The following is a 24,103-nucleotide window of genomic DNA, read 5'->3' as shown; positions in this document are numbered from 1 at the left end:
AGTTCTTTCGATGTAAAGTTAAGACTAGTAAGAAGAAATTCAGAAGTAAAGTTAAGACAATGAAAGAATGGATTAAGAAGAATAGGATAATGCCAGTAGGTGAATTGATTAAGAAAATTAATCAGAAGCTAAGAGGACACTATCAGTATTATGGGGTCACTGATAATACAAGAGGTGTGAAGAGTTATCAAAATGTTGTAAAATGGTTGCTCTTTAAGTGGTTAAATAGAAGGAGCCAAAAGGAGAGCTATACAGAAGAAACATTCTATAAAGGTTTACTGAGAACTTTTCCATTATTAGAACCGAAAATAAGCATAAGCTTATTCTATAGATGATTAAATATGATGTGAAAAGCCGTATGCCTTAATAGGGCACGTACGGTTTTGGTGTGCCACGAAAGGCACTTAGGTGATGGAGGAAGGTCCTCCGATGGGGATTGAGAAGGCAGACCCATCAAACAACCCTATGCTGCTGTAGTCAAAAGCTATGGTAGTGAGCAATTAGGGAAAAGGCTATCAAAAATAGTCATGTAGGATATACGAAGATGAACGAAAGTGAATTACTGAAGAAGTATCGATAGCGTGAGTTTTGTCAAAACCTGTTTTTCAGAACTGAACAGGGATAAGAATAGCAGAAAACCTGAATAGCTGGCTAGTCGGCAGACGGTATTGAGGTGACATGAGCGTATATTAGGCATCTAAGTGAAACGTGGGAACCTATACCATAATGAAAATCGAAAAAGCACAAGTCGCAGAAAGATGAGGCTGAAAGTAGAGAGGTATGGTATAGGGGCGGAGACATCTGTAGTAGTGAGGAAATTGCTGTAATGGCAGTGGAGCAAAGGGATGTCATCATTCGGCTTAAAACTGAAAACAACTGGAAACAGGAGGATTTGATGAAAGAGAGCAAACCTTATAACATTCCCAAAAAGATAGTGTTAGAAGCCTACAAATTGATAAAAGCCAATAATGGAAGCGCAGGTATTGATGGTGTAGACTTTGAAAAATTTGAGAAAAATCTTAAAAACAATCTATACAAGGTATGGAACAGAATGAGTTCTGGAAGTTATTTTCCTTCTCCTGTTATGTCAGTTGAAATACCAAAGAAGTCAGGGGGAACAAGAAGATTAGGAATACCTACAATAACGGATAGAATAGCTCAGATGGTGGTAAAGATGTATGTCGAACCAAAAGTTGAACCGATGTTTCATGAGGATTCATATGGATATCGACCACATAAATCTGCGATTGAAGCAGTAGGCCAGGCAAGAAAAAGGTGCTGGAAATATGATTATGTCATAGAATTTGATATTCGAGGATTGTTTGATAATATAGACCATGAATTGTTGATGAAAGTGGTTGAAAGACATGTGGAGGAAAAGTGGATTCGACTTTACATTGTAAGATGGCTTAAGACACCATTTGAACTGAAAGATGGGACGAAGGTTGAAAGATCAGCTGGAACCCCGCAAGGTGGAGTTATTAGTCCTTTACTCGCAAATATGTTTATGCATTATGTATTTGATAAGTGGATGTGTAGAAACTTTCCATATGCCCCGTTCGAACGATATGCTGATGATGCAGTGGTGCATTGTAGAACTGAGAAGGAGGCAGAGGAAATTTTAAAGATGTTAGATGGCAGGATGAAATCTTGTAAGCTAGAACTACATCCTCAAAAGACAAAAATCATATATTGCAAAGACGAAGATAGGAAAAGAGAATACTCAAATGTTGAATTTGACTTTTTAGGCTATACATTTAAAGGAATATTCATAAAATACAAAACAGGCAGAATGGGAAAGAACTTTATTGCCTCTGCCAGTAAGAAATCGAATAAATTATTTCGAGAAAAGATGAAAGCATTGGAAATCCACAAGAAAACAGGATGTAAAATTGAAATGATAGCTGAAAATATAAATCCTATTGTAAGAGGATGGATAAACTATTTTGGAAGGTACAATGCAGAAGCGATTAAGTATTCACTAGATTGTGTTGAAAGAAGATTGATTAGATGGGCAATGTGTAAATACAAAAGGTTTCGAAGGCATAGAAGGATGGCTGAAAAATGGTTGTCAAATGTTAGAAAGAGAGAACCCAATTTGTTTGCACATTGGAATTATCGAAATAGGAATGTTGTAAAGAATTGAATGATAAGAGCCGGATGAAGGGAGACTTTCAAGTCCGGTTCCGTGAGAAGCTAGAGGCGAAATTCCTTTGGCTTACTCGACTAGAGGAGCATGGGCGGTAACGCCTATGTTTACTCAAGAAATTAGATTTACTATGGGAAATTTTTGATGAGGTTTATATTACAGAAGATGTTTATAAAGAAGTAACAATAAATGAAAAGATTGGGAAAATAGGGTCAAATGAATTAATTGAAGCTGTTAAAAATAACCATATAAAAATATATAGTGTAAAAAATAAGCTTTTGGTGGAGCAGTTATATGGAAGACTTCATAGAGGAGAACTTGAAGTAATGGCTGCAGCAAAAGAATTAAAAATAAAAAGAGTGATAATTGATGATAGATCAGCTAGGCATTTTGCAGAGACAATGTTATTAAGGTCAATTGGATTAATGGGAATTTTATTGTTGGCAAAAGAGTATAAAAAAATTGAAAGTGTAAAGAAATATTTAGATATATTAATAGAAAAGGGATTTAGAATGTCGGTAAAGTTATATAATCAGATTCTAAAATCTGCAGGAGAAATTGATTAACTATTGAAAAAACACAAACTATCGGTAAAATTTCAGGGGTTTTTTTAATGCATCAAAATATTTTAGAGGTACAGTTTATGCCAAGAAAATATCAAAGACCTTGCAGTTATCCAGGATGTTCTGAATTTACAGGTGAAAGATACTGTAGTATAAAAATGGAATGAAAGTTGATTGGTGTAACGGATTTGAGAAATTATTACATTTCTTAGAAAGTAGATAAGGTTTTAGTATAGTTAAAATTAATCATAGTGATAAAAAACATGAAATAGGATACTCTAAAATTTATGTCTTTCAATATAACTATTTGATATAATATTAAGTAATAAGAATTATAATTATATAGAGTGGAGCTAAATATGAAATGGGAAGAAGTAAGGAAAATTTATTCTAATCAGTTCGTTAAACTTCAAATCTTAGAATGGCACATGGAAGGAAACAATAAATACATAGATAATATGGCTATTATTAAGGCAATAAAAGATAATAGAGAAGCTACAAAAGAATTGGTAAGATCAAAAGGAGATGTACTTGTTTATCATACAGGAAACGAAGATATTGTTCTTGAAGTTAGAAATATAAAGGGTTATAGAGGTATAATATAATGAATATACAAATAAATTTAGGCATATAGCTTATATATATGATGGGGTAATTAAATGGGAAAGAGATATAATTCCTAAATGGAGTAGTTACATTTTAAAATAATACTAGTTTAGTATATTGAATATTAAGCTAGTTTTTTTATGTTCAAAATATTAATAACGTAAAATTGAGGAGGTTATTATAATATGGCTTTAATTGAAAAATATAAATTAATACAAGCAATTGAAGCAAAAACAAAAAAGTTAAGGAATTAGGACCAACAGAATTAGTAGTTTTAGAAACTAAAAATATGTTCATGGACTACACTTTTCTAATGGAAGATGACACTTTTATACATTTTGAGTTCCAGACGACTAATAAAGGAAAAGCAGATTTAAGAAGGTTTAGAGCCTATGAATCAATGCTAAATCATCAGACTGGAAAAGATGTGCTTACATATGTTGTTTATTCAGGCAGCATAAAAAATCTAGCAAATACTTTAAAAACAGGATATAATATCTTTAACATTTACTCCTATAATAGGTGGAAAGATAGGTACAGTAGACAAGATAATTAATGCTATAAACGTAGTAAAAGATATAAACAATGACTATAAGTATGATGTGGAATCAATACTATATGCTTTTGCAAATAAATTTTTAAGTGGAAAAGATTTAGAAAGAATAAAGGAGAAATTGAAAATGACTGAACTCGGTAAAAGCTTAATAAATGAGGGCATCGAAAAAGGAAAAGATGAGGGGAAAAAAGAAAAAACTATAGAGATAGTCAAAAGAGCAATAAAAAAGGGCATGGATAATGAAACAATAAAGGAATTAACAGATTTAGACATTGATGAAATTGAGTTGATAAGAAAAGTACTAAAGTAGGATGGTTATAAATACAAAAAATCTTTCACATTAAATTAGCTTATTATGGTTATAGTAAGCTAGTTTTTTTATTACCCCAAATTAAATAGAAGGGAGGTAATAGAAATGATATGCATCTATGATAAGAAAACTACTAAAGGAAACTTTGATAACAATAGTCATAGAAGTTATGGAGAATTAAAACAGCAGCATATTGTTCCGGCTTCATCACATACTCTTCTATCTGAAGCAGTAGCCAAAACACCAACAGGGTTGGTTTGATGGAGCCTTTCTTGTTGATATTTCTTATTTTATAGAAATAGCAGAAATTCTATTATTGAAAGCGTGTAAAAACTTTGTAAAATAATATATAATTATGTATAATACTTTAGCAAGAAAAAACGTTTGCTTTTTAAAGCGAGAAATGAGATTACAAGAAAAGAGGTTTGAATATATATGATAGGCAGAATTAAAAACTATAATAAAATTAAAAAGTTTGGTTTTATAATCGGTGAAGATAATAACGAGTATTTTTTTCACGTCTCAAATGTTAAGTCATTTGAACTTCCACAAGAGGAAAGTATTGTTCAATTTATAGTGTCTAGTAATGAAAAAGGGGCATGTGCTCTTGACGTATTTGTAATAAATAATAAAAAATCTTCTATTATTATTTTGGGGGACGTAAGAATAAAAAGCTCTAATATTAAAAACTATGGGATAACTAAAAAACAATTTCCCTATGAAAAAATATATGAAATTCAAGAAATACAAGGTAAATTAGCTAGGTTTTTACACGGTGAAATAGAGTATGTATGGAAAGGTAAAACACAGATGATAAGTGAGGCACGCTATAAAAATTTAAAAGCGATAAATGATAAGGAAAAAATCCATCAACCTGGGTGTATGCCATTTCGTGTGGATAGAGATGGAATATGTTCAACATATTTAAAATATATAGATTCGAATGGAAGAATAATAGAATCAAAAATATATACTAATGAGTCAGATAACGATGATCCACCTTACGTTATGAAAGATATTGAATGCCTATATATTACTACTTATCAAAATGATAATTATTTATTTAGAAAAGATGAAAGCTCATTTGATATAAATGAAAAATGTGAAGAGATTGATAAAATTTTTTCTTAAGAATAACAAATAACTTATTAAGTCTTTGTAATCTAATAACAGGGAAGTTTATTTCCTGCCTCCAGCATTTTATATATATTCTAGTATTGTTTTTTTCTAAATAGGATTGTGCGACGCCAGATAACGTCAAAGATAGCTGGGGCAATATTTGTTTCCGGGTTTGTATAAATCCTGAAGCCTACATAAGAGTTCTTATTGTTATCAACACCGTATGCTGATCCAGACGGGTTACCAGTACTGTACGGGCATTGAGAAAAAACTATACGTTGGAGTGTTAAAGTAGTAAGAATATGTCTTATGTATATTATAAGTTCCTTTCAAAGACTCTTTATCATATTATGTTAAGTGAGTAAAATATGTGCATTAATATGCAGAAATGATATGTTCTTGTGGTTATATCCAAAATGAGGGAAAAACTTGAAATAATACTTGAAATAATGTATTATCAAATAGTCATCGGATAAAAGTAGGCAAAAACCGAAATAGAAAAGTGAAGAAAATCTTGAGCAAAAGCTTGAAAAAAATCAATAGATTTTTTATTGTATAAGAACATATTATAGACAAAAGTTAATAATATGAATAGCCTGAAGCCCTTGAATGTACACACATTCAAGGGCCTTCCTGTGTGGAAACATATAAATATAGCAAAGTGTTCTGGGTAATATATCTCAAAAGGCAATACATGGAGTGTATTTATTTTTAGAAGAAGAATATGTGAAAAAACACAGTAGGAAGATTAATTTAGAGGAGGATTATTATGAAAATTTCAAAGAAAGATGCGCTACAATGGTTTGAATTTTTTTCAATATTGCCAGAGGATGAGGAAGTTATGACAAAACAACAAGAAATTATTTACTCTACCTTTGCACAAATTGAAGCAGCAATTGATCATAGGAATGATATGCTAATGTCGGAAATTAGAGGTTTGAAAACCTTAAAGAATAGAACTTTTTTGTGGGAAATGAAAGCAAATTTCCAAAAGGATGTCGTTCTTGTTTGCTTGGAACTGGTTTGAGTGCAATTAGGAAAACAAATAAATGTAATTTAGAGTGTAAGTTCTGTTATGATTATGGAGAGATAGAAGATATGCCTCCAATTGGTGAAGGTATGTGGGAAATTGGAGGTACAAAATTTTATGAGAAGGATATTGATTTACTTCTTTCCATTCACCAGAAACCTACTGGCATTTCATATGTTTATTTAGAGCCATTTATGGAAATTGAAAAATACTATTCCATAATAAAGAAATTTAGTGATGCAGGGATTTATCAACATCTATATACAAATGGTACTTTAGCCTCGGAAGAGACATTGAAAGCATTAGGTGAAGCCGGTCTTGATGAAATACGTTTCAATCTGGGTGCCACTAATTGTTCAGATAAAGTTATTGAAAATATTGCAATAGCAAAAAAATATATTAAAAATGTAGGTATTGAAACTCCAATGACCCCTGAGTTTTTCAAAGCTTTTTTTGAGAAAAAGCAAGCTATATTAGATACAAAACTGGATTTTATTAATTGTGCAGAATTACATTTAAATGAGAATAACATAAACAATTATTATGGGGAAAACATGTATATTGCAAGGCAGGGCTATATATCTCCAATTTGGAGTAGGGAATTAACTTTGAAATTTATGAAAATAGCTGATGAAGAAAACTGGGATTTAGCAGTTCATGATTGCTCGAACCATACAAAGTTTGCCAGAGGCTTGAACTTGAGCAGCAAAGAGGGTAAGTGGTTTGGAGCTAGTGATTATTCATGTGAGTTTTCTAGGATACCATACGAAGTATTTTTACCAATACTGCGTGATGACAATTTCAAGTTTTTAAGTGAAGAAGAATTGCCTGAGGGTTATAAACCAGGAGAGTTGATTTTTTAGAGAGTCTTTAATTATGCACTTTTGTAGAAAATATAGATAGGGAGAGTTCTTGAGTGTCAGGGATGCACGAGAGAGCTTTTTTTATGTTTAAATATGCCTTTTAGTTTAGGCATTATCACGTAAAAATATGATATAATTTCCTTAGATGTAGAAAATATATATAAATGGGGATGTTTATCATGGAATGCAGAGTATTAGAATATTGCATTATACACAGGGATGGCTGATTAGCTGTCCCTATATTTAAAGGAGGTTAAGGAGAGAAAATGAAAATTATTAAATATGTAAATAACTATAATATGGCTAGCAAATTCAAAAATGTGATTTTAATGGCAGCTATTTTTAGTCTTTTTCTTCTAATATCATTTAATGTGCAGGCAGCAAGCTTTACTGATAATCAAACAGTAGATTCTAATAAAACATGGACAATTAAATTTACAAGTGATATTGGATTTGACGATTTGACTAAACAAAGTATAACAGTAACAGATAGTAAAGGGACTAAAGTAAATGTAGGATTACAGCTGGGACAAGATGGCAGAACAATTACAGTGACAGCTCCACAAGGTGGATATACATCAGGAAAAAGTTATATATTGAACATTGGAAATAAGGTGCATTCTACAAAAGGTAAGGTTTTGAATAAAGAATACAAATTGAACTTTAACATTAAGAGTAATGGAAATAAAATCTTCAGCGGGAAAAAGATTAAATCAGGTAGTCTATCCATAGATTATGATATTAAACAAGCCTTAAGTGATATAGATAAGTTTAAATTGAACACTTTAAATATACCTGTAGAGATAAAAATAGATAATCTTTCTTCAAGTAATATGATAATCGACGAACTAAGTGAAGAGAAAGCAATAAGTTTAATTAAACAATTAAAAGGTAAGGATATAAACATAATATTAGAACCCTATCCTTGGATAACTGGGGGAAAGAGTGAAACAAAGTGGAATCCAGATAATATGAGTACTTTCTTTTCAAATTGGAAGATGAATGTACTAAAACCATTAATAGATAATATTGCAAATCCATACAATGTAGATGTTCTAAATATAGGAAGTAACTTTGTAAATATAGAACCCGAAGAAAAGAATTGGTGTGATACTATAGATTATGTTAGAAAATATTATAAAGGATTAGTGACCTATAGAACTAATAAGTGGGATACAGCATCATGGGCTCCTAAAAGTATTACTGATTATGAAAATAAGCTAAATAATAAACTGTTTTCAAAATTAGACTTTATATCTATCGCAGCTTATTTTGAGCTTACAAATAATGATACAAATACCGTTGAAAATCTTGTAAGTGCAATAGAATGTTCTCAGGCAGTACCTGATAAAGGACAAGTCAGAAACCAAAATATAAAACGAGAGATAAAAAACTTTTATGATAAATGGAATAAACCTATTTTTTTTGGAGAGCTTGGATTCCCTAAAATTAATGGAGCATCCATTCAGCCTTGGAATCCATGGGAAAATAGCACTGTAAATAATGCTGAACAAGCTAATTGTTTTGAGGCTTACAGGAGAGAGTTTGAGGATGAACCGTGGGTTTTAGGGTTCTCTGTATTTGCAATAGGTAGCCAAAAGGGAGAAAAAATCTATTATCCTAGTAAACAAAGTACATCAGTTATTAGGGATTGGTACAGCAAAGAACAGTAGGTGAATTATTTTTGCTATTAATTTCATAGTATCATAATATATATATTGAATAAAATAGTAAGGTGATAGTAGAGAAATTCTAAAATAAAACTAGCTTAGTATGTTGATATTAAGCTAGTTTTTTGTGATTACGATGATAATAATATGAAAGTAAAAACAAACAGCAAGTAGCTTTAACTGCACAAAGTCAAGCAGAACTTGCACAGAAATTTAATGAACTGGTGATGAAAGTTCCTTCTAAAAAAACATTTTCTGAATCCAGTAGAATAACAAATATAAAGTAAACAGTACTGTAGTAGGGACTACTACAATTGTTACATTTATATATTCTCTCCATGGGACCCTAATATCATTTTTCTTTAGTATAAACATCCACATTAGTGAAGCTAATGTTCCAATTGGCAGAAGCAATGATCCTATATCGCTGCCAATAATATTAGCTAAATAAATTGTTTTTAGTGTAATTGGATTTAATCCCATATTGCTTAATGTTATAGTACCAATCATTAATGCTGGGTGATTATTAAAAATATTAGATAGGACAGAAATTAATCCTCCCATTAAAAAACTTGCATGAAGAAGACTTTTACTCACAATTGGTTTACAGAAGCTTACGAGATAGGCTGTTAATCCAATATTATTCAAACCATAAATAATCACATACATTGAAAAAGCAAATAATAAGATATGCCAAGGAGTTTTCCTTAAAATATCCTTTGGACTTGTTCTTAAATAATACCATCTCCATATTAGTAAGATAATTGAACCTGATGCTGCAACAATTTCTATTGGAATTCTAAAATAGGATGCAACAAATAATAAGCAGCGTATTACAAAAACAAAGGCTAATATTTTTAACATAAAACTTTTTCTTTTTTCTTTTGTATCAAGAGAAAAATTTCCTTTAAAAGAATGAAACTTCTCTGTAAAAAACATTTCATCAAGTTCTATTGTTGGTTTTGGGAGAGTACGTGGCAGCTTGCTTTTTAGTATTAAAAACATTAAGCAAGACATAAATAAAAGCCCAAGTGTACCAGGAATAAACATCATTTTCGTATAATTATAAAGTGTCATATTTATAATATTTAATGATATTAAATTGGTTATATTACTTACCCCTATCGGTGTACTTGAACCTGTTGCAATTAATGCTCCACTTAGCAGATAAGGGATAAATTCATGTGGGTATACAAAACCGAAGTTTCTCAATAACAATATAAGGATAGGTGTAGTAATTAAAATACTACCATCATTATTAAAAAGTAAGGTCATAACAAAGCATAATAATTGTATATACCAATATAATCGATAACCAGATCCCTTTGCAAGCCTTGCTAGTGCAGCTGCAACCCAGTGAAAGAAACCAAAACTTTCTAGAATAACTGCCATAACAATGGTTGATATGATAGTAATAGAAGCTCCGCCAACTTTATTAGTAATATCCTGTAAATTAGCATAGTTTACAACTCCAATTAAAAGTACAATTATTGCTCCTACAGAGGCAGGATATGCTTCATTTATATCTGCTGGCCTTAAAAAAATAATTATTATTGTCATAATAAATACAAAAATTGTTGCTATAACTATATTAAAAGTAGATATAATTAAGCTTCCACCTATTAATATAGAAAAAAGAGCAATCACATTAAAATCCTTCCATGGCTTCACTGGCTTTGGAGGTGGTGGAGGTGGCGGAGGTGGAGGTGGTGGAACGTGTCTATTCTCATCATGCTGAGAAAATTGTTCTATATGACGCGGCGTTTTCCATAGTCCTCTGAGTGGAGATTTAGGTCCGTTATATATATTAAAAATATTATATTTGAAATTTCCTGATTTTCCTTCATATTTATAACACCAAATTGTATACAACAGTATAAAAACTATTATTAGTGTGTTACTCATTTTTTTATCCTCCTGATTTTAATAGGAATCATAGTATAAAAAAGTTATTCATAAGGCTAACTTTTAATATATACTATGATATATAAAGATAATTTGTACGTTTCTTAACAAGGGTTCAATCAAATAAGTCAGATAAACGCAAAAAGGATATGGATTTAATTCCATACCCCATAATTACAGGAGAATTTGATGGTGAGTAACTTAACCTATTTGAATTCAAAATAAATTTTATTTCATATTCTTTATTAATACCATATTAATTTTCAGCATATCTTTTTATATCAACAGTCAGTTCAATTAAAGCTTTATTAATAAATCCTTTTATAAATTTCTGTTTTTCTTCGCCACGCATTATAGAAACAGTTGCTTCTTCTTCATCTTCATCTTCATAAATTGAATTCATAGACATTGATTTCAAGTCATCTAAAACAGCTGAAGATGTAACTGAGCATACATCTCCTTCTTGAGCTTCTTCTGCAGGTATAAATGATTTAAATGGTATCCAAACAGTTGTATGTCGAACAACACCGTCTAAAGCAATGTTATTATCTACAACACCGCAGCTTGGTTTGGGTTCTTCTTTGTTTTTATTATTCTCATTATTTTTATTATTTTCATTATTTTTATTGTTTTGCATGTTTACATAGCCAGGACTGTCAGATTTGTTTGAGCTTTCGCTGCTTTTTTCTTGGTTACTATTTTCCAATGGTGGTCTTTTCATAGTAGTATACATAATACAACTATTTAAATAACCACTTACTAAAATAGTGCCACTAGTTACTGTTACATCTTTTATTTCAATTTCATCTTGGACATTAATTACCTTTAACACCGCGTCTTTTTTAGGAGCATCAAAGATAATTTTTCTTTCGATTAGTTCTTTACGTGTTACTTCCCCAATTGATTTAAGCTCAATACTTTTAGCTATATTATTGTTACTTGCACCCTGTGGGTTTAAGTTTGTTTCCATATGTCAGCCTCCCTCTATAATCTGTTAGTGTAAAGTTTTTCACACTACTTATACTAATATTTATAATTCGATTATTACTTTACGCTGCACTTACTTAGTTTAAAAAATTAATCCTAATTATAATATATTTTGAAATTTTTAAAATGTTCATTGCTAATTGAAGAAATTTCATATTTATTATTTTTACAAACTTTAATACTGTATACAGCGGTTTTTATCAAATTAAATCTCAATATAGAAAGTATTCCTTTTTAATAGAAATTCTTTTATGTTCATTAATAAAGCTGTAAAATTTATAGTAAATAATATTTGAATAAAAATCTAACCTTTTTCAAATGTGTGACATATTATTTTATTTTTGTTAATATAAATAACTTTATTTTTATTATCTTTAACTATAAGATGTTCACAGGTCTCTCCTAAAAATATTCCATTAATATATGAATGTCTATGACCATATTCAATCATTACCGAGACATATTTTCCTTTACAATCTATTTTTTCGTCATTACTTTCATCAAAATGTTCTGACACGGATTTCTCCCCCTTTCTTGTATAATTGGTGATTTACAAAACTCTCAAGATATTGGAATCTTTACGATGTGATGAATGGCATAAGTTATGGGCTTAATACATTATACTAATATGACCAATAAAATGTTAAACTAAATTATTTTATCCAGTGGTTATCATCTACGATTATGTGAGATTTAAAAATTTTTATAGTTGTAGGAATTTTCGTAACATTATTGACTAAAAATTAATAATATATAGTGAAGAAGTTAATTTTTACAATTAAATTTATGTAGATAATAAATAAGCATATTAAGAGAGAGATTTTAAGGAGGATATTTATATGAATATCAAAATGATAGAAGAAACGTATATGGGAACAAATATGACAATCGTAACGAAGAATGGTAATAAAATACAAGGTGAACTTTTAAAAGCTGGTGAAGACACTGGTTTCTTAAAACTTAAAACTGAAAATGGAATAATAATGGTTAATACTAATGCAATTGAAAGTATGTATTAACCTTTACAAAAATTTAATATAAAATAATTTTTTACAAATATAACGTTTATATAAGATTATAGTAATATTCGTAAGGGGAGGAAGAGTTGATGAATATTAATAAAATAAATGAAGGTGAAATTGGCAATAGTGTGACTATCGTTACAATGAGTGGTAATAAAATACAAGGTACTATTATAAAATCTACGGAAGATACTGAGGAAGATACTGATGTATTAAAACTTAAAACTGAGAAAGGAATAATAATGGTCAATTGTAATTCTATAGAAAGCATATACTAAAATGGTACATTCTAATCATAATATTTTATGATTAGAAGTTTAAATAAATACAAGCAATTTAGAGGCTACCTTATAATGGTACCTCTTTTACTTATACAATTACCTTTTAGTTAATATATTAATATTTTATTAGGAGGATTTATAATGGTTGATTGCTATATTAATGATTATGATAAATTTATAGGAAAACATATTACTGTTATTTATGAATGTGGCTCAAAATGTAAAAAACTCCATTGTAAACTACTTAAATATTGTGAAAAAGACTCAAAAGAAAAGTATATTATACTAAAAATGCGCAATAAAATAATTTACTATATGAATTGTAATAAAATTATATATTGGATAGCAGATTATAAAGATATGCTTAATGAGAATCAAGATGCATGTGTGTCTAGCACTAAATCTATGGAATCTAATGCAATTGCTGAGGGTGAAAATTTATTTTTAAAAGAAGCACAGGACAAAGAGATTACACCGTTTGAGACAAATGCTTCCAATATCCAGTTACATGATGTAGAACTTTTAGAGAATGAAAAAACTACTGACTTATGTTCCATAAATCCTTCTGAAGAAAATATATCCTTAATGCCAAATGAAGATACTACTCACGTAGAGTTACAAAATAATGATGTCATACTATCGGATAGTAAAAATAAAATAGATATACCAGAGGATACTATTAGTAATGTCCCAATTATTTCAGAAGAACATGGCATTAATCATATTACGACAGATGTGAAACTTAATGATGATAAAATTGCAGCGGAATACAATCCTAAAAATATCTATAAGAAAAATGTTTTAAGGTATCCTTTAGCAGCATTTATAAACTGTAATTTTCAAGGAGTATATTTAACAATTTATACTACATCTTCCCAAGCAATATCAGGAGAAGTTATTTTTAACTATGATTACTTAATTGTTTTAAAATCTGATGAAAAAACCTATTATATTAATCCTGAACAAATTACCTATTTTTGCTAAATGCCAAGTAATAAATATTAAGTGAACATTTCAATATTTATTTCGTATTATGATAGTGGTTAAAAATATAAGGAGAATGTTTATGTTTTATTGTCCATATGCTCGCAGAATAAATAATTATTATAGGGCTAATCAAATGAATTCTTCTATTAGGGTATTTCATGCCGCACCTAATGCACCAGCTGTAGATGTTTATGCCAATGGAAAGCTTATCGTAAAAAATATTTCCTATAAGGAACTCTCACAGTATATTTCTGTTGCTCCCGGCAGCTACAATATTATGGTTTATCCTTCAGGACAAAAGACAAACCCTGTTATAAATGCTAATTTAAACATTCCTGCAAATACTGTATTTAATGTAGCTGTAATAGGAACTCTTCCTGACATTAGTTTATACCCTATACAGGAACCAACTACCGCTGAGAACTTTGGCAGACCTTGTGTAAGATTTGTTCATCTTTCTCCAAATGCACCAGCTGTTGATATAAAGTTGTCTGATGGTACAAAAGTATTTACTGATGTTGGTTATAAAGGTATTACAGATTATGCCTGTATTCCTACAGGAACATATACTTTCACAGTTAGCCCTACTGGCAGGGACAATGTAGTATTAACTGTTCCAAATGTTAAATTGGATCCGAACAATTACTATACCTTGTATGCAGTTGGCCTGGTTGGAAAATCTCCAACTTTAGAAGTTATGTTAGTGCCAGAACCAAGATAATAAATCAAAAATACTGTAGTTTTAAATAACTGCAGTATTTTTGGTTAAACATTAAATTTGACAAATAACAACAACCTTATAAGGCGTTGTTTGAGCTGGTATACTCTTCGTAGAAGCTCCATAGATTACGATTAGATTACGATTTGCAGGATTTCTAGTAAAAGTTTGATCATTCTCTAGAACTATTTCAGTATCTGGCCCAATGTTTAATTTTAACATATTGTCACTGCTTACTAGTTTACTATTGAAATAGTCTACCTTTACATTTTGATATTGAACATCTCTGGCTATAACAATTGCCCTAAATTGTGGTGGAAAAATAAGAGGAACAGCTGCATTCGCATTATAAAAACCAGTTATTGCATCTCCAACTGACACTGTTACATGATCTACAAAATAAGTGGATGGTCCTACAATAAAGTTTACCAGATCGCCCAGCCTGTTTTCTACAGATATTAATTTGTAACATCCTGCGCTTTCTTCACGCCTATTTATAAAAAAGTCATTAATCATGGTAATTACACCATGGAAAGGTTGAAATTTTTTCATTTTATATTTCTTCACTCCTATTTAAAAAATCTGTTTATATAGACTATGCATTTTTAAAACATTATGTTTATATGAAATTCCATTAACATGATATTAAGGAATGAACATACTTCTTCAAATTGTGTATATTATGTTCGATAACTTAATTGATATTTAATCGATATTGGAGGGGAGATAAATTGAAAAAAATACATATTTTATTTTGCTTTTTATTTATAATGCTTTTTATGGCAGTGCAAGATGCAGCAGCAGCTCCATCTAATATCAGATTTGGTGGAATGGATAGATATGAAACTGCAGTAAATATTTCGCAAAATAACTTTCAAAAATCAGAGTATGTGGTTTTAGTTTCAGGAGAAAATTTTCCAGATGCTATTTCTGCAGCACCTCTTGCAAAAAAATATAATGCCCCTATTTTAATAACAGAAGGCACTAATTTAAATTCTAATGTAGATGAAGAAATTAAAAGATTAGGAGCTAAAAATGTTTTTATAGTAGGTGGTATAGGAGCAGTCTGTAAAACTATTGAAGAACAATTAACTGCCCTTAATATTCAAGTTACACGTATAAGTGGACAGGACAGATACGAAACGAGTGCTAAGGTGGCAGAAAATATAGGTACAAGTAATGGAGTAGTACTAGCTTCAGGAGAAAATTTTCCGGATGCTTTATCTATAGCTTCTATAGCAGCGGCAAAACAAATGCCAATACTTCTTACACCAGCTAAAATATTACCTGATAGTGTTAAAGCTTATATAAATAATAATAGTATTTCTAAAAGTTATGTAGTTGGTGGCATTGATGTAATAAATGCCAATGTTGTTAAAGATTTACCTAATATGAAAAGACTCAGTGGAATAGATAGATATGAAACGAATTTGAATGTAATAAATGAATTTATAGGAGATTTAAATTTTAGCAATGTATATTTGGCATATGGAGGAGATTTTCCAGATGCTTTATGTGGCTCAGCTGCAGCAGCAAAAGACTTTGCACCTATTGTTTTGGTTAATAAAAGTTACACCAAGGCACAGTCCTTAATCAGATCAAAGATGGATTCAATATCTTTATTAAAGATATTAGGAGGTACATCTGTTGTATCGGATGCTTTAGTACAGTCTATCTTGTATCCAGATAAAACTGTACTAGGATATACTACTTATTATTATGAAGGAGATAGTTCTTCCTATAACTCTTTAGTAAATCATTCACAGGCAATTGATTCAATTGCTACAGATACTTATATTATGGATAGTACAGGTAATATAAATGGTTCTGTACCATATAATCAGGTAAGCTATGCAAATGATAATAAAATTAAGACATATGCAATGGTATCAAATAGTTTTAGTGGAGATATAGCAAAAGGTGTACTGGAAAATTCAACAAATAGGCAAAAACTTATAAGTAATATACTTCAAAACTTGAAGTCAAATAATTACAAAGGCGTAAATATTGACATAGAAAATGTTTATTATTATGATAGAAGTTATTTTACGACATTTATGGGCGAACTATATAATACGCTGAGTCCACAGGGATTTGAAGTGACAATAGCAGTTCCTGCTAAAACAAGTGATAGTATGTGGCAGAGCTGGATTGGAGCTTATGATTATGCTGAGATTGCAAAAGCTTCAGATAAGATTGTATTGATGACTTATGATGAACATTGGTCTGGTGGAGACCCTGGTGCCATAGCGCCTATAAGCTGGGTAGAAAATGTAATAGATTATGCAATTACGGTTATTCCTAAAGATAAAATATTATTGGGACTAGCAGCCTATGCCTATGATTGGCCATCAAATGGAGCAAAAGCAAAATCTTATGGCATAAGTGAAGCATATAATATGGCTTCACGAAATGGTGTTCAGGTTAAATGGGATTCTGCAGCTAAAAGTCCATACTTCAATTATACTGATAGTTCAGGCATATATCATACTGTATATTTTGAAAATAGTACAAGCATCTCATATAAACTTGATATTGTAAATAATTATGATCTAGGTGGAGTTTCTATATGGAGATTAGGATTGGAAAATTCTGATTACTGGGAAACTATTAGTAATAAATTTAACAGATACTAATTAAACTTTCCATTTAATAAAACGAGGCACTTGTTACTGTATTGCCCGCTGGGATTAAACCTAACAAATCGAATTTAAACAAAGTTCTATATTTATATGAAAGCTGGCTTCCTGTTCCGGTAAATACGAAAAAACTCAAGGTTGCCCTTGAGTTATATAGTAATTTTATTAGCAGCAATGCTCTGTTCCAGATGTAATTATTGCCCCTAGCATTGCATTGTTGATAGAAAGTGTTCCAACGGTAACTGCACTAGTAACAGTTGCAACCACTGTATACGTACAGCAGTCATTAAAGCAGCTGCAATCACAATCGCAAACGAAGAAGGAAAATGTTTGACTAGAAAGTAATGCTACTAAGTTAAAAGTGTAAGCTGGTCCAACAGGAGTAGGTGTAATTTGATTTCTGCATTGTTTAAATACTTGGAAATTTATAGTACCAGTAAATGCCACAGCTGCAACAAGGTTACTTGCAAATTCAAGCTTAATACATGGATTATCGAATTTACAACCATTTATTGTTAAGGAAGTAAGAGTAAATTGAGTACCCAAAACTGTGGCAGCAGGTATTGTAATTGAACTAGGGCAGCCGCATTTTATAATGGTGGCAGCTATTTTTTCGCTTTTACAAGGGTCAAAGTGATGTTTACAAGGATCAAAATCCTCCTTGCAAGGGTTGCAATCGTCTTTATAATAATATCTTGACATAGAATTCATAAATAAAATCCTCCTTTTTGTATTGAAAAACAAAATAAATTGATTAAAAATAACATCAAAATATATTGGTAATCTTGCTATTATCTTCTACTATAATATATGATTTCATTAAAAAAAGGTGATGATAGTTTTTACAATTTATTTGTTTTATGCTAGTGCTATTCTATCATTTTTGTTATTTCATATGATTTTTGTCGAAATCATCATTTGAGTTTTCTTTGTTACAATAGGAAAATAGCGGCTCTAAATTTTGATCAGGATAGAATTTTGGAACAGGGGATTTTTCGAATATTTCACGTGGATTTTCTTTAGCATTTTCTCCAGAAGCTTCTTTTGGAATAGTGCTGTAACTGTAAGCTGGTATAAGAAGCTGTACAACAAATTCACTTTTTACAACAATATAATATCCTAGAGTTATATCAAGTACGTAATTACTATCGGCATCTTTGATAAGTTCAGCGTCTAATGCATTTGCAACCATTTCCAAATTAATAATATTGGAATCCTGATCTTTGGATTTGATGCTGTTATAAGTTTCGGATACAGGATCAGGACAATATAAACTTTCTATATAATCTGTTCTATTAATTTCATAAAATTCACTCTTATTTACACCGTTAATATCTACATAATCGGCGTAAAATGAAATTATATAAGAAAGAATTATTTTTTTAAAACCTTCTTTCTTTTTTAGAGGAATCTTATCTATAGAAATTAATTTTATATTAAAATCTCTGGAGTCTATATATCTTTTTGGATCGACAATGATATTGCTCCTTAATTCGCAATCTGTTTTATCTGTATCTGGTCCTTCACTGTATACAAGACATTTTTTGATTAAGCATTGATCAAATATTTTAGGAACTTCAATGCAAACAAGTTCAGAAGGATCAGGTAATTGTCCTTGTTTGTTTACAAGACCAGGCCGTGGCTCAAACTTATTGAAATTAATGGACATAAATTATCCTCCTTTTAAATATTAATATAATAGAAAAATATATAATTATCACTTATATATTATGTTTTATTGATATAATTGTGATTTAATAAATTTCTTTATGGAAATAAAAGAGGTGAAATAATATGGAAGATAATTATCCATGGGTATTTATTACCAGTGATAATAATATGTGGAAAGTTTATTTAAATAGTTCAAATGAATTGATGTATAAAATAATATATGAAAATGGGAAGTGGACGGAGGAAAAACTTATTGATACTAATGTAGTTGAGTTTTCTATATGCATACAAGATCAAACTATTCATATAGTATATGTAAATAAAAAATATGAACTAAGATATTGTACTAGAAAATATGAAAAGTGGTTTGGAGAAAAAATTTGTGATATACAAAAAAATAATTTTGAAATACAAACTTTAAAAGCTTTGATTTCACAGGATAAAATGCATTTATTTTATTTGCTTAAATCAAAGGGTGGCAGTAAGCGTGGAATTTTAAAACATTGTATATGGGATGGAAAAAAAGTAAATCAGTATAATATACAATATATTGTTTTGTCAGACAGAATTAAGACATATTATCAAGTTTATGCTGAAAAAAAAAATTTGATCAAAATTTTTTTCGTTTCAAATAACAAAGATGAACTTTCTCTTGGTTATTCTGAATATAAGGACGGATTATGGACAGATTCAAAGAGACTTTATGGAATTCACGGCAGCAATGTAATATTTAAAGTGCTAAAAACTCACTATACGATAAATATAATTAACAAAATCAAGGAGAATTTTACATATTCATTGGAGCATGTATGTATTGAAGAAGATACTATGAATATGAAAAATTATAAAATCTATGAGGGAAAAGAAGAACCTGTTGAACCAATTATATTTTTGGTAGATGGTACTTTATTTACTTCTTGGCTTAAAGAAAATAGCATATTTTGTTCAAAATATAATCTAGATAAGTGGGAAAAACCTATTGAAATTAATGAAGATTTAAAAGAAGTAATTAATGCATATGCTTTTTTAGATAACAAAAAGTTAAATGATGCTTATGTAGTATATGGAATGGAAAATACCAGCTTAAAAATTATTTCCTTTGAAGAAATTTCAAAAAATACAGTTAAAGCATTAAGCAAAAAAAAATCTGATACGTCTAATTATGATGAATATGTTGAGAAACTAAAGCAAAAATCAAAAAACACATATTATGAAAATAATATTCTTAAAGAAAAAATAAATTTTTTAAATAAGGAAATAAAACAAAAAAAGGTTAGTATAAATGAATATGAAAATAGGCTTATGAAAATTGGTGGAGAAAAAAAGATACTGAAAGAAAATTATAATTTTTTTATACAGGTGAAAGAAAATATACAAAAAGAACTTGAAAATACAAAAGAGCAATTGGAAAATTACAAACTATTTATTAATAAATTGCAAAGTAGTTTGGATAAAAAAGAAAAGAACAATAATAGATTGAAACAAGAAATTACTTATTTAATTAAGGAAAATTTAAAAGTTAAACAGGAATTGGAATTTGAAAAAAATAGATCTATTGTAGATAAGCTATTTAAGAAAAAAGAATAGCATTTGTTAAGTATACAATAAAATAAGCTGTCCACCTAGAGTTTAATTCCTAGGTGGATTTTTTAGGGTGCGCCCAGCATGTGTTATTGTCAATAAAAATTCCTTGGATATAAAAATTCCCTGTAGGATAACACAGACTTTTTCTATGTTCATCTTACAGGGTACAGTTTACCGCATTTTATAGATTTTTGGGGAAATTGCATGGTAAGTTTGACTTTAGAGATAATTTACACATGATCCATAATGATTAGTTTTACTCTATTATGAATATTATAATAAGTAAAGTTAGAATTTAATGTTGTTTTGCAATAAACTTTTATCCATAAATTTAATTGCGCACTAGGTTTTCAATTATTCCATAGGCTCATTTTCTCCATAATCACCTTCATTCATTTCATCTTCATTCGCTTCGTCTTCATTGGATTCTGGGAATAGAGGCTCTAAATTTTGATTTGGATAAAATTTGGGTACAGGAGATTTATTAAATCTATTACAAATATTTTCTTCTGGTTCAGGCTGACAAGGTTCTTTAGGTATTGGGCAATAATCGTAAGCAGGTATTAAAAGTTGAACTATTATTTGGCATTTGACTACTATATAATAACCTAAGGTAATATCTAAAAATTTGTTGTTATCACATTTAGTTATCTCTCCATGAAGTGCATCTGCTACCATTTCAAGTTTTATCATACTTGTATCACAATCTTCTAGTTCTTTAGAATGCATTCTACTGCTTGACATCTTGGAAATAGAATCAGGGCAATAAAAATTCCAAATTACATCTTCCCTGTTAATTTCAAAAAACTCACTTCTATTTACTGCATTGCAATCAACATAATCAGCATGAAAGGATATTACATAACATATTACTAGTTTTTTAAAATCCTTTTTTCTTGGTATAGGTATTTTTTCTACAGATTTTAATGAAATTTTGAAGTCTCTACATCCTAAAAATATTTTAGGATCTTCTAAAGGATTACTCCTCAATTCACAATCTGTAGTATTTGTATCAGGTCCTTCGCAATAGGAGAGACATTTTTTAATCAAACATTGATCAAAAACCTTAGGTACCTCAACGCAGACTAATTCAGATGGATCTGGTAAACATCCCTGCTTATTTACACGTCCGGGACGTGGTACGAATTTATTAAAACTTATTGACATAACCTTCCTCCTTTTAAAAAGTATACAATATTTACATTATATATTATGCTTGAAAATTATAGTTGTGATTTTTTATAGTATACTATAGTTAAGAAAATTTAATAACATATATTTACAATGAAAATTTTATATTTTTATTTATAAGCGTACTTTTTAGAAACTTTAGAATAGTATATATCAGGATATAAATTATTATAGTAATATCCTAAGCTTTTAAAAAGGAGATAATAAAATGGATAATGCTAATTTTTGTCCTGAACCTACTTGTAATGCTAGAGTTATAAGCGCAGATACACTATCAGGTGCTAACAATTATCCTTTGCCAAGGGGAGCATACAAGGTTCCAAAGGTTCTTGCAGAATTTGTAGTTCAATTGGATTCAGAATCAAAAATCAGACTCAATGAGCCTGCTTATGAAATAAAAAGAATAGAAAAACAAATATTTTTAACTCAGTGCAGATATATCGCTCCAACAGATAAAATTTTTATTCAGGGCTATATAAGAAAAAATATAGAATATGCTACAAAAGAATGCACAACTCGTTCTGGAATAAGTGGAGTTATTAAGGATACTACTGTTCACATTCCAATTAAAGCATATACTCAAGTAAATTTCACTAATTTACCAAGAGTTTTTCCAAATCTTCCTCCGGTAGTAGCTAGATATTTTGATTCAAAAAGAAAAGGAAAAAATATAAGAGAAGCAGACAGGGGAAACATTGAAATTTTCAATGAACCTGTTTTCTGCGAGCTTGAATGGTCTGCAATTTTTGATGCAGATATCGACGATAAGGGAATTCCAATTGAAGGATTTAACAATGAAGAAGAATTTCAAGAGTTTACTGATAAGTCAGTAGTATATCTATGCTTAAAATTATTGCAAAAGCAGCAAGTTTGGTCTTTAGATAACAAGACTGGTAAGTGCTGTGGTAGAAATGATATTAAAAAATCAACTAGAAGTGATGATACACCATTAAAATCTAATTGGAATTTTTCAATTAATGATTTTATCCAAAGAAAATAGTAATCATTTATCAATGAATCTTACTTAGTGGGAAAAGCAGATATCTCAAATCTTTGATTTGCTGGTAGTCGCTTTCTCTTTAGAGTTTTATTTCTCCCACTAAGTTTAGATGAATTATCTAGGGGCGTAGCTACTGTAACACTCACACTTTGATAGAAGTGTGAGTGTTACAGTAGGTAGCCATCAGATAAAGGGGCTGGTTATTTATAACCAGCCCCTTTAAGTCAACAAAATATATTAAAATGCATACTATAAATGGAAAGCAAAATTGGAGCAAGAATATGCGAAAAAGTAAATTCAAAAACAAGAAATATTTAACTTCTTCGAATTTAGTAAAAAATCAACATAATAAATACTGTGTTAAAACAAAACAAGAGGATACTTCTGAAAATAAAAGCAAGGTTAGTAAAAATAGTGAACTCCATAAGGGGACACTAAAAGTTAATGTTGAGATGAAAACTGATGAAATAAAATCTGTTGATTTAAAATCAAATATGTGTAATTCCAAGATGATTGTAGAATGTAATAGCAATATGGTAAAACCATTTGTCAATAATGGGCTTTTCCCTGTAAGATTACCTGTTATAATATCAGAACCTTCCGTTAGAATTAACATTGAAAATACTGTAAGCTTTTCAAAACCGGCTGCTTATATAAAGTCTATTAGGAGAACAGCTTTTATTACTCAATGTAGTTTAATCCCTGATCTAGGAAAACTTTTCTTAAGTGGAATTGTAAAAAAGAGCATCGAGTACTCAGAATCAATGATAGATAATACTGATTTAGTGGATGGACAAATTAGAAACATTGTAATAGAAGTTCCCTTTGATTGTGTTACTAAAATTAAATATATTGTCAATCCATTGATGTGCGAAAAAAATTATAAAAATAAATCTACATTAGCTAATGCTCAAAATTGTGAGCAAATTTTTTATGAAAGTTATAATGAACCGTCTAAAATATCATGTGACCTCATTCGTGCTAGTTTTGAAGAAATAAATATAAAAGATAGTGAAAGTACTTACAATAATTTTAACGGAAAAACGTTTTTTAAAACAATTAACCAAAAAATGGTTATGATATTAGTTATAAGACTAACTCAAAATCAAAATATTTATGTAGCAAGCCGTATTAATAATTAAGAAAGATATATTCCTTAGATATGTTAAAATTATTCTATCGTGTAGCATAATAGATGGTATTATGACAGTTTATATTAATTATTTGCATGGAAAGTAAAATGAGAAAAGAA

The 24,103-nt window shown here is 29.7% G+C and carries 22 protein-coding genes and 2 pseudogenes; 17 read left to right on the top strand and 7 right to left on the bottom strand.

Annotated elements, in window-relative coordinates:
• The 9 genes and pseudogenes from WY13_RS07570 to WY13_RS07535 form a co-directional block, all read left to right on the top strand.
• Window positions 1–335, top strand: a 335-nt coding sequence (locus WY13_RS07570) for a group II intron maturase-specific domain-containing protein (RefSeq protein ID WP_278321765.1), incomplete at its 5' end; no start/stop codon positions are given.
• Between the two features lie 560 nt (window positions 336–895).
• Window positions 896–2,146, top strand: a complete 1,251-nt coding sequence (gene ltrA, locus WY13_RS07565; protein WP_063555092.1) for a group II intron reverse transcriptase/maturase — start codon at window positions 896–898, stop codon at window positions 2,144–2,146.
• Window positions 2,147–2,430: 284 nt separating this feature from the next.
• Window positions 2,431–2,715, top strand: a complete 285-nt coding sequence (locus WY13_RS07560) for a DUF3368 domain-containing protein (protein ID WP_204377954.1) — start codon at window positions 2,431–2,433, stop codon at window positions 2,713–2,715.
• 356 nt (window positions 2,716–3,071) lie between these two features.
• On the top strand, window positions 3,072–3,317 hold the full coding sequence (locus tag WY13_RS07555; protein WP_063555072.1) for a hypothetical protein: 246 nt from the start codon (window positions 3,072–3,074) through the stop codon (window positions 3,315–3,317).
• A gap of 233 nt (window positions 3,318–3,550) precedes the next feature.
• Window positions 3,551–4,184 (top strand): annotated as a pseudogene (locus tag WY13_RS07550) (hypothetical protein); the annotation flags it as partial.
• A 105-nt stretch (window positions 4,185–4,289) separates the two neighbouring features.
• Complete coding sequence (locus WY13_RS20925) at window positions 4,290–4,445, top strand: hypothetical protein (protein WP_156498990.1); 156 nt, start codon at window positions 4,290–4,292, stop codon at window positions 4,443–4,445.
• A 174-nt stretch (window positions 4,446–4,619) separates the two neighbouring features.
• Window positions 4,620–5,315, top strand: coding sequence for a cold-shock protein (locus WY13_RS07545; protein ID WP_063555071.1), 696 nt, complete (start codon window positions 4,620–4,622; stop codon window positions 5,313–5,315).
• 757 nt (window positions 5,316–6,072) lie between these two features.
• Window positions 6,073–7,196 (top strand): annotated as a pseudogene (locus WY13_RS07540) (radical SAM protein).
• 266 nt (window positions 7,197–7,462) lie between these two features.
• Entirely contained in the window at window positions 7,463–8,869 is a 1,407-nt protein-coding gene (locus WY13_RS07535; protein WP_242866354.1) for a glycoside hydrolase family 113, read from the top strand.
• Window positions 8,870–9,106: 237 nt separating this feature from the next.
• Here WY13_RS07535 and WY13_RS07530 read toward each other — a convergent pair whose 3' ends face one another.
• From WY13_RS07530 to WY13_RS07520, 3 genes are all read right to left on the bottom strand, one after another.
• Window positions 9,107–10,771: an arsenic transporter gene (locus tag WY13_RS07530; RefSeq protein WP_082848428.1), complete on the bottom strand. Its 1,665-nt coding sequence runs from the start codon at window positions 10,769–10,771 to the stop codon at window positions 9,107–9,109.
• A gap of 256 nt (window positions 10,772–11,027) precedes the next feature.
• A complete protein-coding gene (locus WY13_RS07525) occupies window positions 11,028–11,741 on the bottom strand; it encodes an SPOCS domain-containing protein (RefSeq protein WP_063555070.1) in 714 nt (237 codons plus the stop codon).
• Window positions 11,742–12,062: 321 nt separating this feature from the next.
• Window positions 12,063–12,275: a hypothetical protein gene (locus tag WY13_RS07520; protein ID WP_063555069.1), complete on the bottom strand. Its 213-nt coding sequence runs from the start codon at window positions 12,273–12,275 to the stop codon at window positions 12,063–12,065.
• Window positions 12,276–12,597: 322 nt separating this feature from the next.
• On the opposite strand from WY13_RS07520, the gene WY13_RS07515 reads away from it, so the two are divergent.
• The 4 genes from WY13_RS07515 to WY13_RS07500 all read left to right on the top strand — a co-directional run bounded on the left by WY13_RS07515 (window position 12,598) and on the right by WY13_RS07500 (window position 14,769).
• The gene (locus tag WY13_RS07515) at window positions 12,598–12,777 is read left to right on the top strand and encodes a hypothetical protein (RefSeq protein WP_063555068.1); all 180 of its coding nucleotides are present in this window, start codon (window positions 12,598–12,600) and stop codon (window positions 12,775–12,777) included.
• Window positions 12,778–12,866: 89 nt separating this feature from the next.
• On the top strand, window positions 12,867–13,058 hold the full coding sequence (locus WY13_RS07510) for a hypothetical protein (RefSeq protein ID WP_063555067.1): 192 nt from the start codon (window positions 12,867–12,869) through the stop codon (window positions 13,056–13,058).
• 144 nt (window positions 13,059–13,202) lie between these two features.
• Entirely contained in the window at window positions 13,203–14,045 is an 843-nt protein-coding gene (locus WY13_RS07505) for a hypothetical protein (protein WP_063555066.1), read from the top strand.
• 82 nt (window positions 14,046–14,127) lie between these two features.
• Window positions 14,128–14,769: a DUF4397 domain-containing protein gene (locus tag WY13_RS07500; protein WP_063555065.1), complete on the top strand. Its 642-nt coding sequence runs from the start codon at window positions 14,128–14,130 to the stop codon at window positions 14,767–14,769.
• A gap of 51 nt (window positions 14,770–14,820) precedes the next feature.
• Here WY13_RS07500 and WY13_RS07495 read toward each other — a convergent pair whose 3' ends face one another.
• Window positions 14,821–15,318, bottom strand: a complete 498-nt coding sequence (locus tag WY13_RS07495; RefSeq protein ID WP_063555064.1) for a hypothetical protein — start codon at window positions 15,316–15,318, stop codon at window positions 14,821–14,823.
• 179 nt (window positions 15,319–15,497) lie between these two features.
• Here WY13_RS07495 and WY13_RS07490 point away from each other — a divergent pair, with 179 nt between their 5' ends.
• Window positions 15,498–17,402, top strand: coding sequence for a cell wall-binding repeat-containing protein (locus tag WY13_RS07490; protein ID WP_192845002.1), 1,905 nt, complete (start codon window positions 15,498–15,500; stop codon window positions 17,400–17,402).
• Window positions 17,403–17,570: 168 nt separating this feature from the next.
• Here WY13_RS07490 and WY13_RS07485 read toward each other — a convergent pair whose 3' ends face one another.
• Together WY13_RS07485 and WY13_RS07480 are read right to left on the bottom strand one after the other, a co-directional pair.
• The gene (locus WY13_RS07485) at window positions 17,571–18,116 is read right to left on the bottom strand and encodes a DUF4489 domain-containing protein (RefSeq protein ID WP_063555063.1); all 546 of its coding nucleotides are present in this window, start codon (window positions 18,114–18,116) and stop codon (window positions 17,571–17,573) included.
• 175 nt (window positions 18,117–18,291) lie between these two features.
• The gene (locus WY13_RS07480; RefSeq protein WP_063555062.1) at window positions 18,292–19,074 is read right to left on the bottom strand and encodes a hypothetical protein; all 783 of its coding nucleotides are present in this window, start codon (window positions 19,072–19,074) and stop codon (window positions 18,292–18,294) included.
• Between the two features lie 125 nt (window positions 19,075–19,199).
• On the opposite strand from WY13_RS07480, the gene WY13_RS07475 reads away from it, so the two are divergent.
• Window positions 19,200–20,663, top strand: coding sequence for a hypothetical protein (locus tag WY13_RS07475; protein WP_063555061.1), 1,464 nt, complete (start codon window positions 19,200–19,202; stop codon window positions 20,661–20,663).
• 351 nt (window positions 20,664–21,014) lie between these two features.
• Here WY13_RS07475 and WY13_RS07470 read toward each other — a convergent pair whose 3' ends face one another.
• Entirely contained in the window at window positions 21,015–21,827 is an 813-nt protein-coding gene (locus WY13_RS07470) for a hypothetical protein (RefSeq protein WP_063555060.1), read from the bottom strand.
• 232 nt (window positions 21,828–22,059) lie between these two features.
• On the opposite strand from WY13_RS07470, the gene WY13_RS07465 reads away from it, so the two are divergent.
• Window positions 22,060–22,851, top strand: a complete 792-nt coding sequence (locus WY13_RS07465; RefSeq protein ID WP_063555059.1) for a CsxC family protein — start codon at window positions 22,060–22,062, stop codon at window positions 22,849–22,851.
• Between the two features lie 281 nt (window positions 22,852–23,132).
• On the top strand, window positions 23,133–23,993 hold the full coding sequence (locus tag WY13_RS07460) for a hypothetical protein (RefSeq protein WP_063555058.1): 861 nt from the start codon (window positions 23,133–23,135) through the stop codon (window positions 23,991–23,993).
• The last annotated feature ends 110 nt before the right edge of the window (window positions 23,994–24,103 follow it).

Origin of the sequence: Clostridium ljungdahlii (assembly GCF_001636845.1) — a bacterium.
GTDB lineage: Bacteria > Bacillota > Clostridia > Clostridiales > Clostridiaceae > Clostridium_B > Clostridium_B ljungdahlii_A.
This window is presented reverse-complemented; position numbering and strand designations above follow the sequence as displayed.

What these genes read in the sequence shown, in the direction of transcription:
- WY13_RS20925 (WP_156498990.1), top strand. Translation starts at nt 4,290, where the DNA reads ATGATATGCATCTATGATAAGAAAACTACTAAAGGAAACTTTGATAAC.
- WY13_RS07545 (WP_063555071.1), top strand. Translation starts at nt 4,620, where the DNA reads ATGATAGGCAGAATTAAAAACTATAATAAAATTAAAAAGTTTGGTTTT.
- WY13_RS07460 (WP_063555058.1), top strand. Translation starts at nt 23,133, where the DNA reads ATGCGAAAAAGTAAATTCAAAAACAAGAAATATTTAACTTCTTCGAAT.
- WY13_RS07525 (WP_063555070.1), bottom strand. Translation starts at nt 11,741, where the DNA reads ATGGAAACAAACTTAAACCCACAGGGTGCAAGTAACAATAATATAGCT.
- WY13_RS07495 (WP_063555064.1), bottom strand. Translation starts at nt 15,318, where the DNA reads ATGAAAAAATTTCAACCTTTCCATGGTGTAATTACCATGATTAATGAC.
- WY13_RS07510 (WP_063555067.1), top strand. Translation starts at nt 12,867, where the DNA reads ATGAATATTAATAAAATAAATGAAGGTGAAATTGGCAATAGTGTGACT.
- WY13_RS07530 (WP_082848428.1), bottom strand. Translation starts at nt 10,771, where the DNA reads ATGAGTAACACACTAATAATAGTTTTTATACTGTTGTATACAATTTGG.
- WY13_RS07475 (WP_063555061.1), top strand. Translation starts at nt 19,200, where the DNA reads ATGGAAGATAATTATCCATGGGTATTTATTACCAGTGATAATAATATG.
- WY13_RS07500 (WP_063555065.1), top strand. Translation starts at nt 14,128, where the DNA reads ATGTTTTATTGTCCATATGCTCGCAGAATAAATAATTATTATAGGGCT.
- WY13_RS07465 (WP_063555059.1), top strand. Translation starts at nt 22,060, where the DNA reads ATGGATAATGCTAATTTTTGTCCTGAACCTACTTGTAATGCTAGAGTT.
- WY13_RS07505 (WP_063555066.1), top strand. Translation starts at nt 13,203, where the DNA reads ATGGTTGATTGCTATATTAATGATTATGATAAATTTATAGGAAAACAT.
- WY13_RS07480 (WP_063555062.1), bottom strand. Translation starts at nt 19,074, where the DNA reads ATGTCCATTAATTTCAATAAGTTTGAGCCACGGCCTGGTCTTGTAAAC.
- WY13_RS07535 (WP_242866354.1), top strand. Translation starts at nt 7,463, where the DNA reads ATGAAAATTATTAAATATGTAAATAACTATAATATGGCTAGCAAATTC.
- WY13_RS07555 (WP_063555072.1), top strand. Translation starts at nt 3,072, where the DNA reads ATGAAATGGGAAGAAGTAAGGAAAATTTATTCTAATCAGTTCGTTAAA.
- ltrA (WP_063555092.1), top strand. Translation starts at nt 896, where the DNA reads ATGAAAGAGAGCAAACCTTATAACATTCCCAAAAAGATAGTGTTAGAA.
- WY13_RS07485 (WP_063555063.1), bottom strand. Translation starts at nt 18,116, where the DNA reads ATGAATTCTATGTCAAGATATTATTATAAAGACGATTGCAACCCTTGC.
- WY13_RS07470 (WP_063555060.1), bottom strand. Translation starts at nt 21,827, where the DNA reads ATGTCAATAAGTTTTAATAAATTCGTACCACGTCCCGGACGTGTAAAT.
- WY13_RS07515 (WP_063555068.1), top strand. Translation starts at nt 12,598, where the DNA reads ATGAATATCAAAATGATAGAAGAAACGTATATGGGAACAAATATGACA.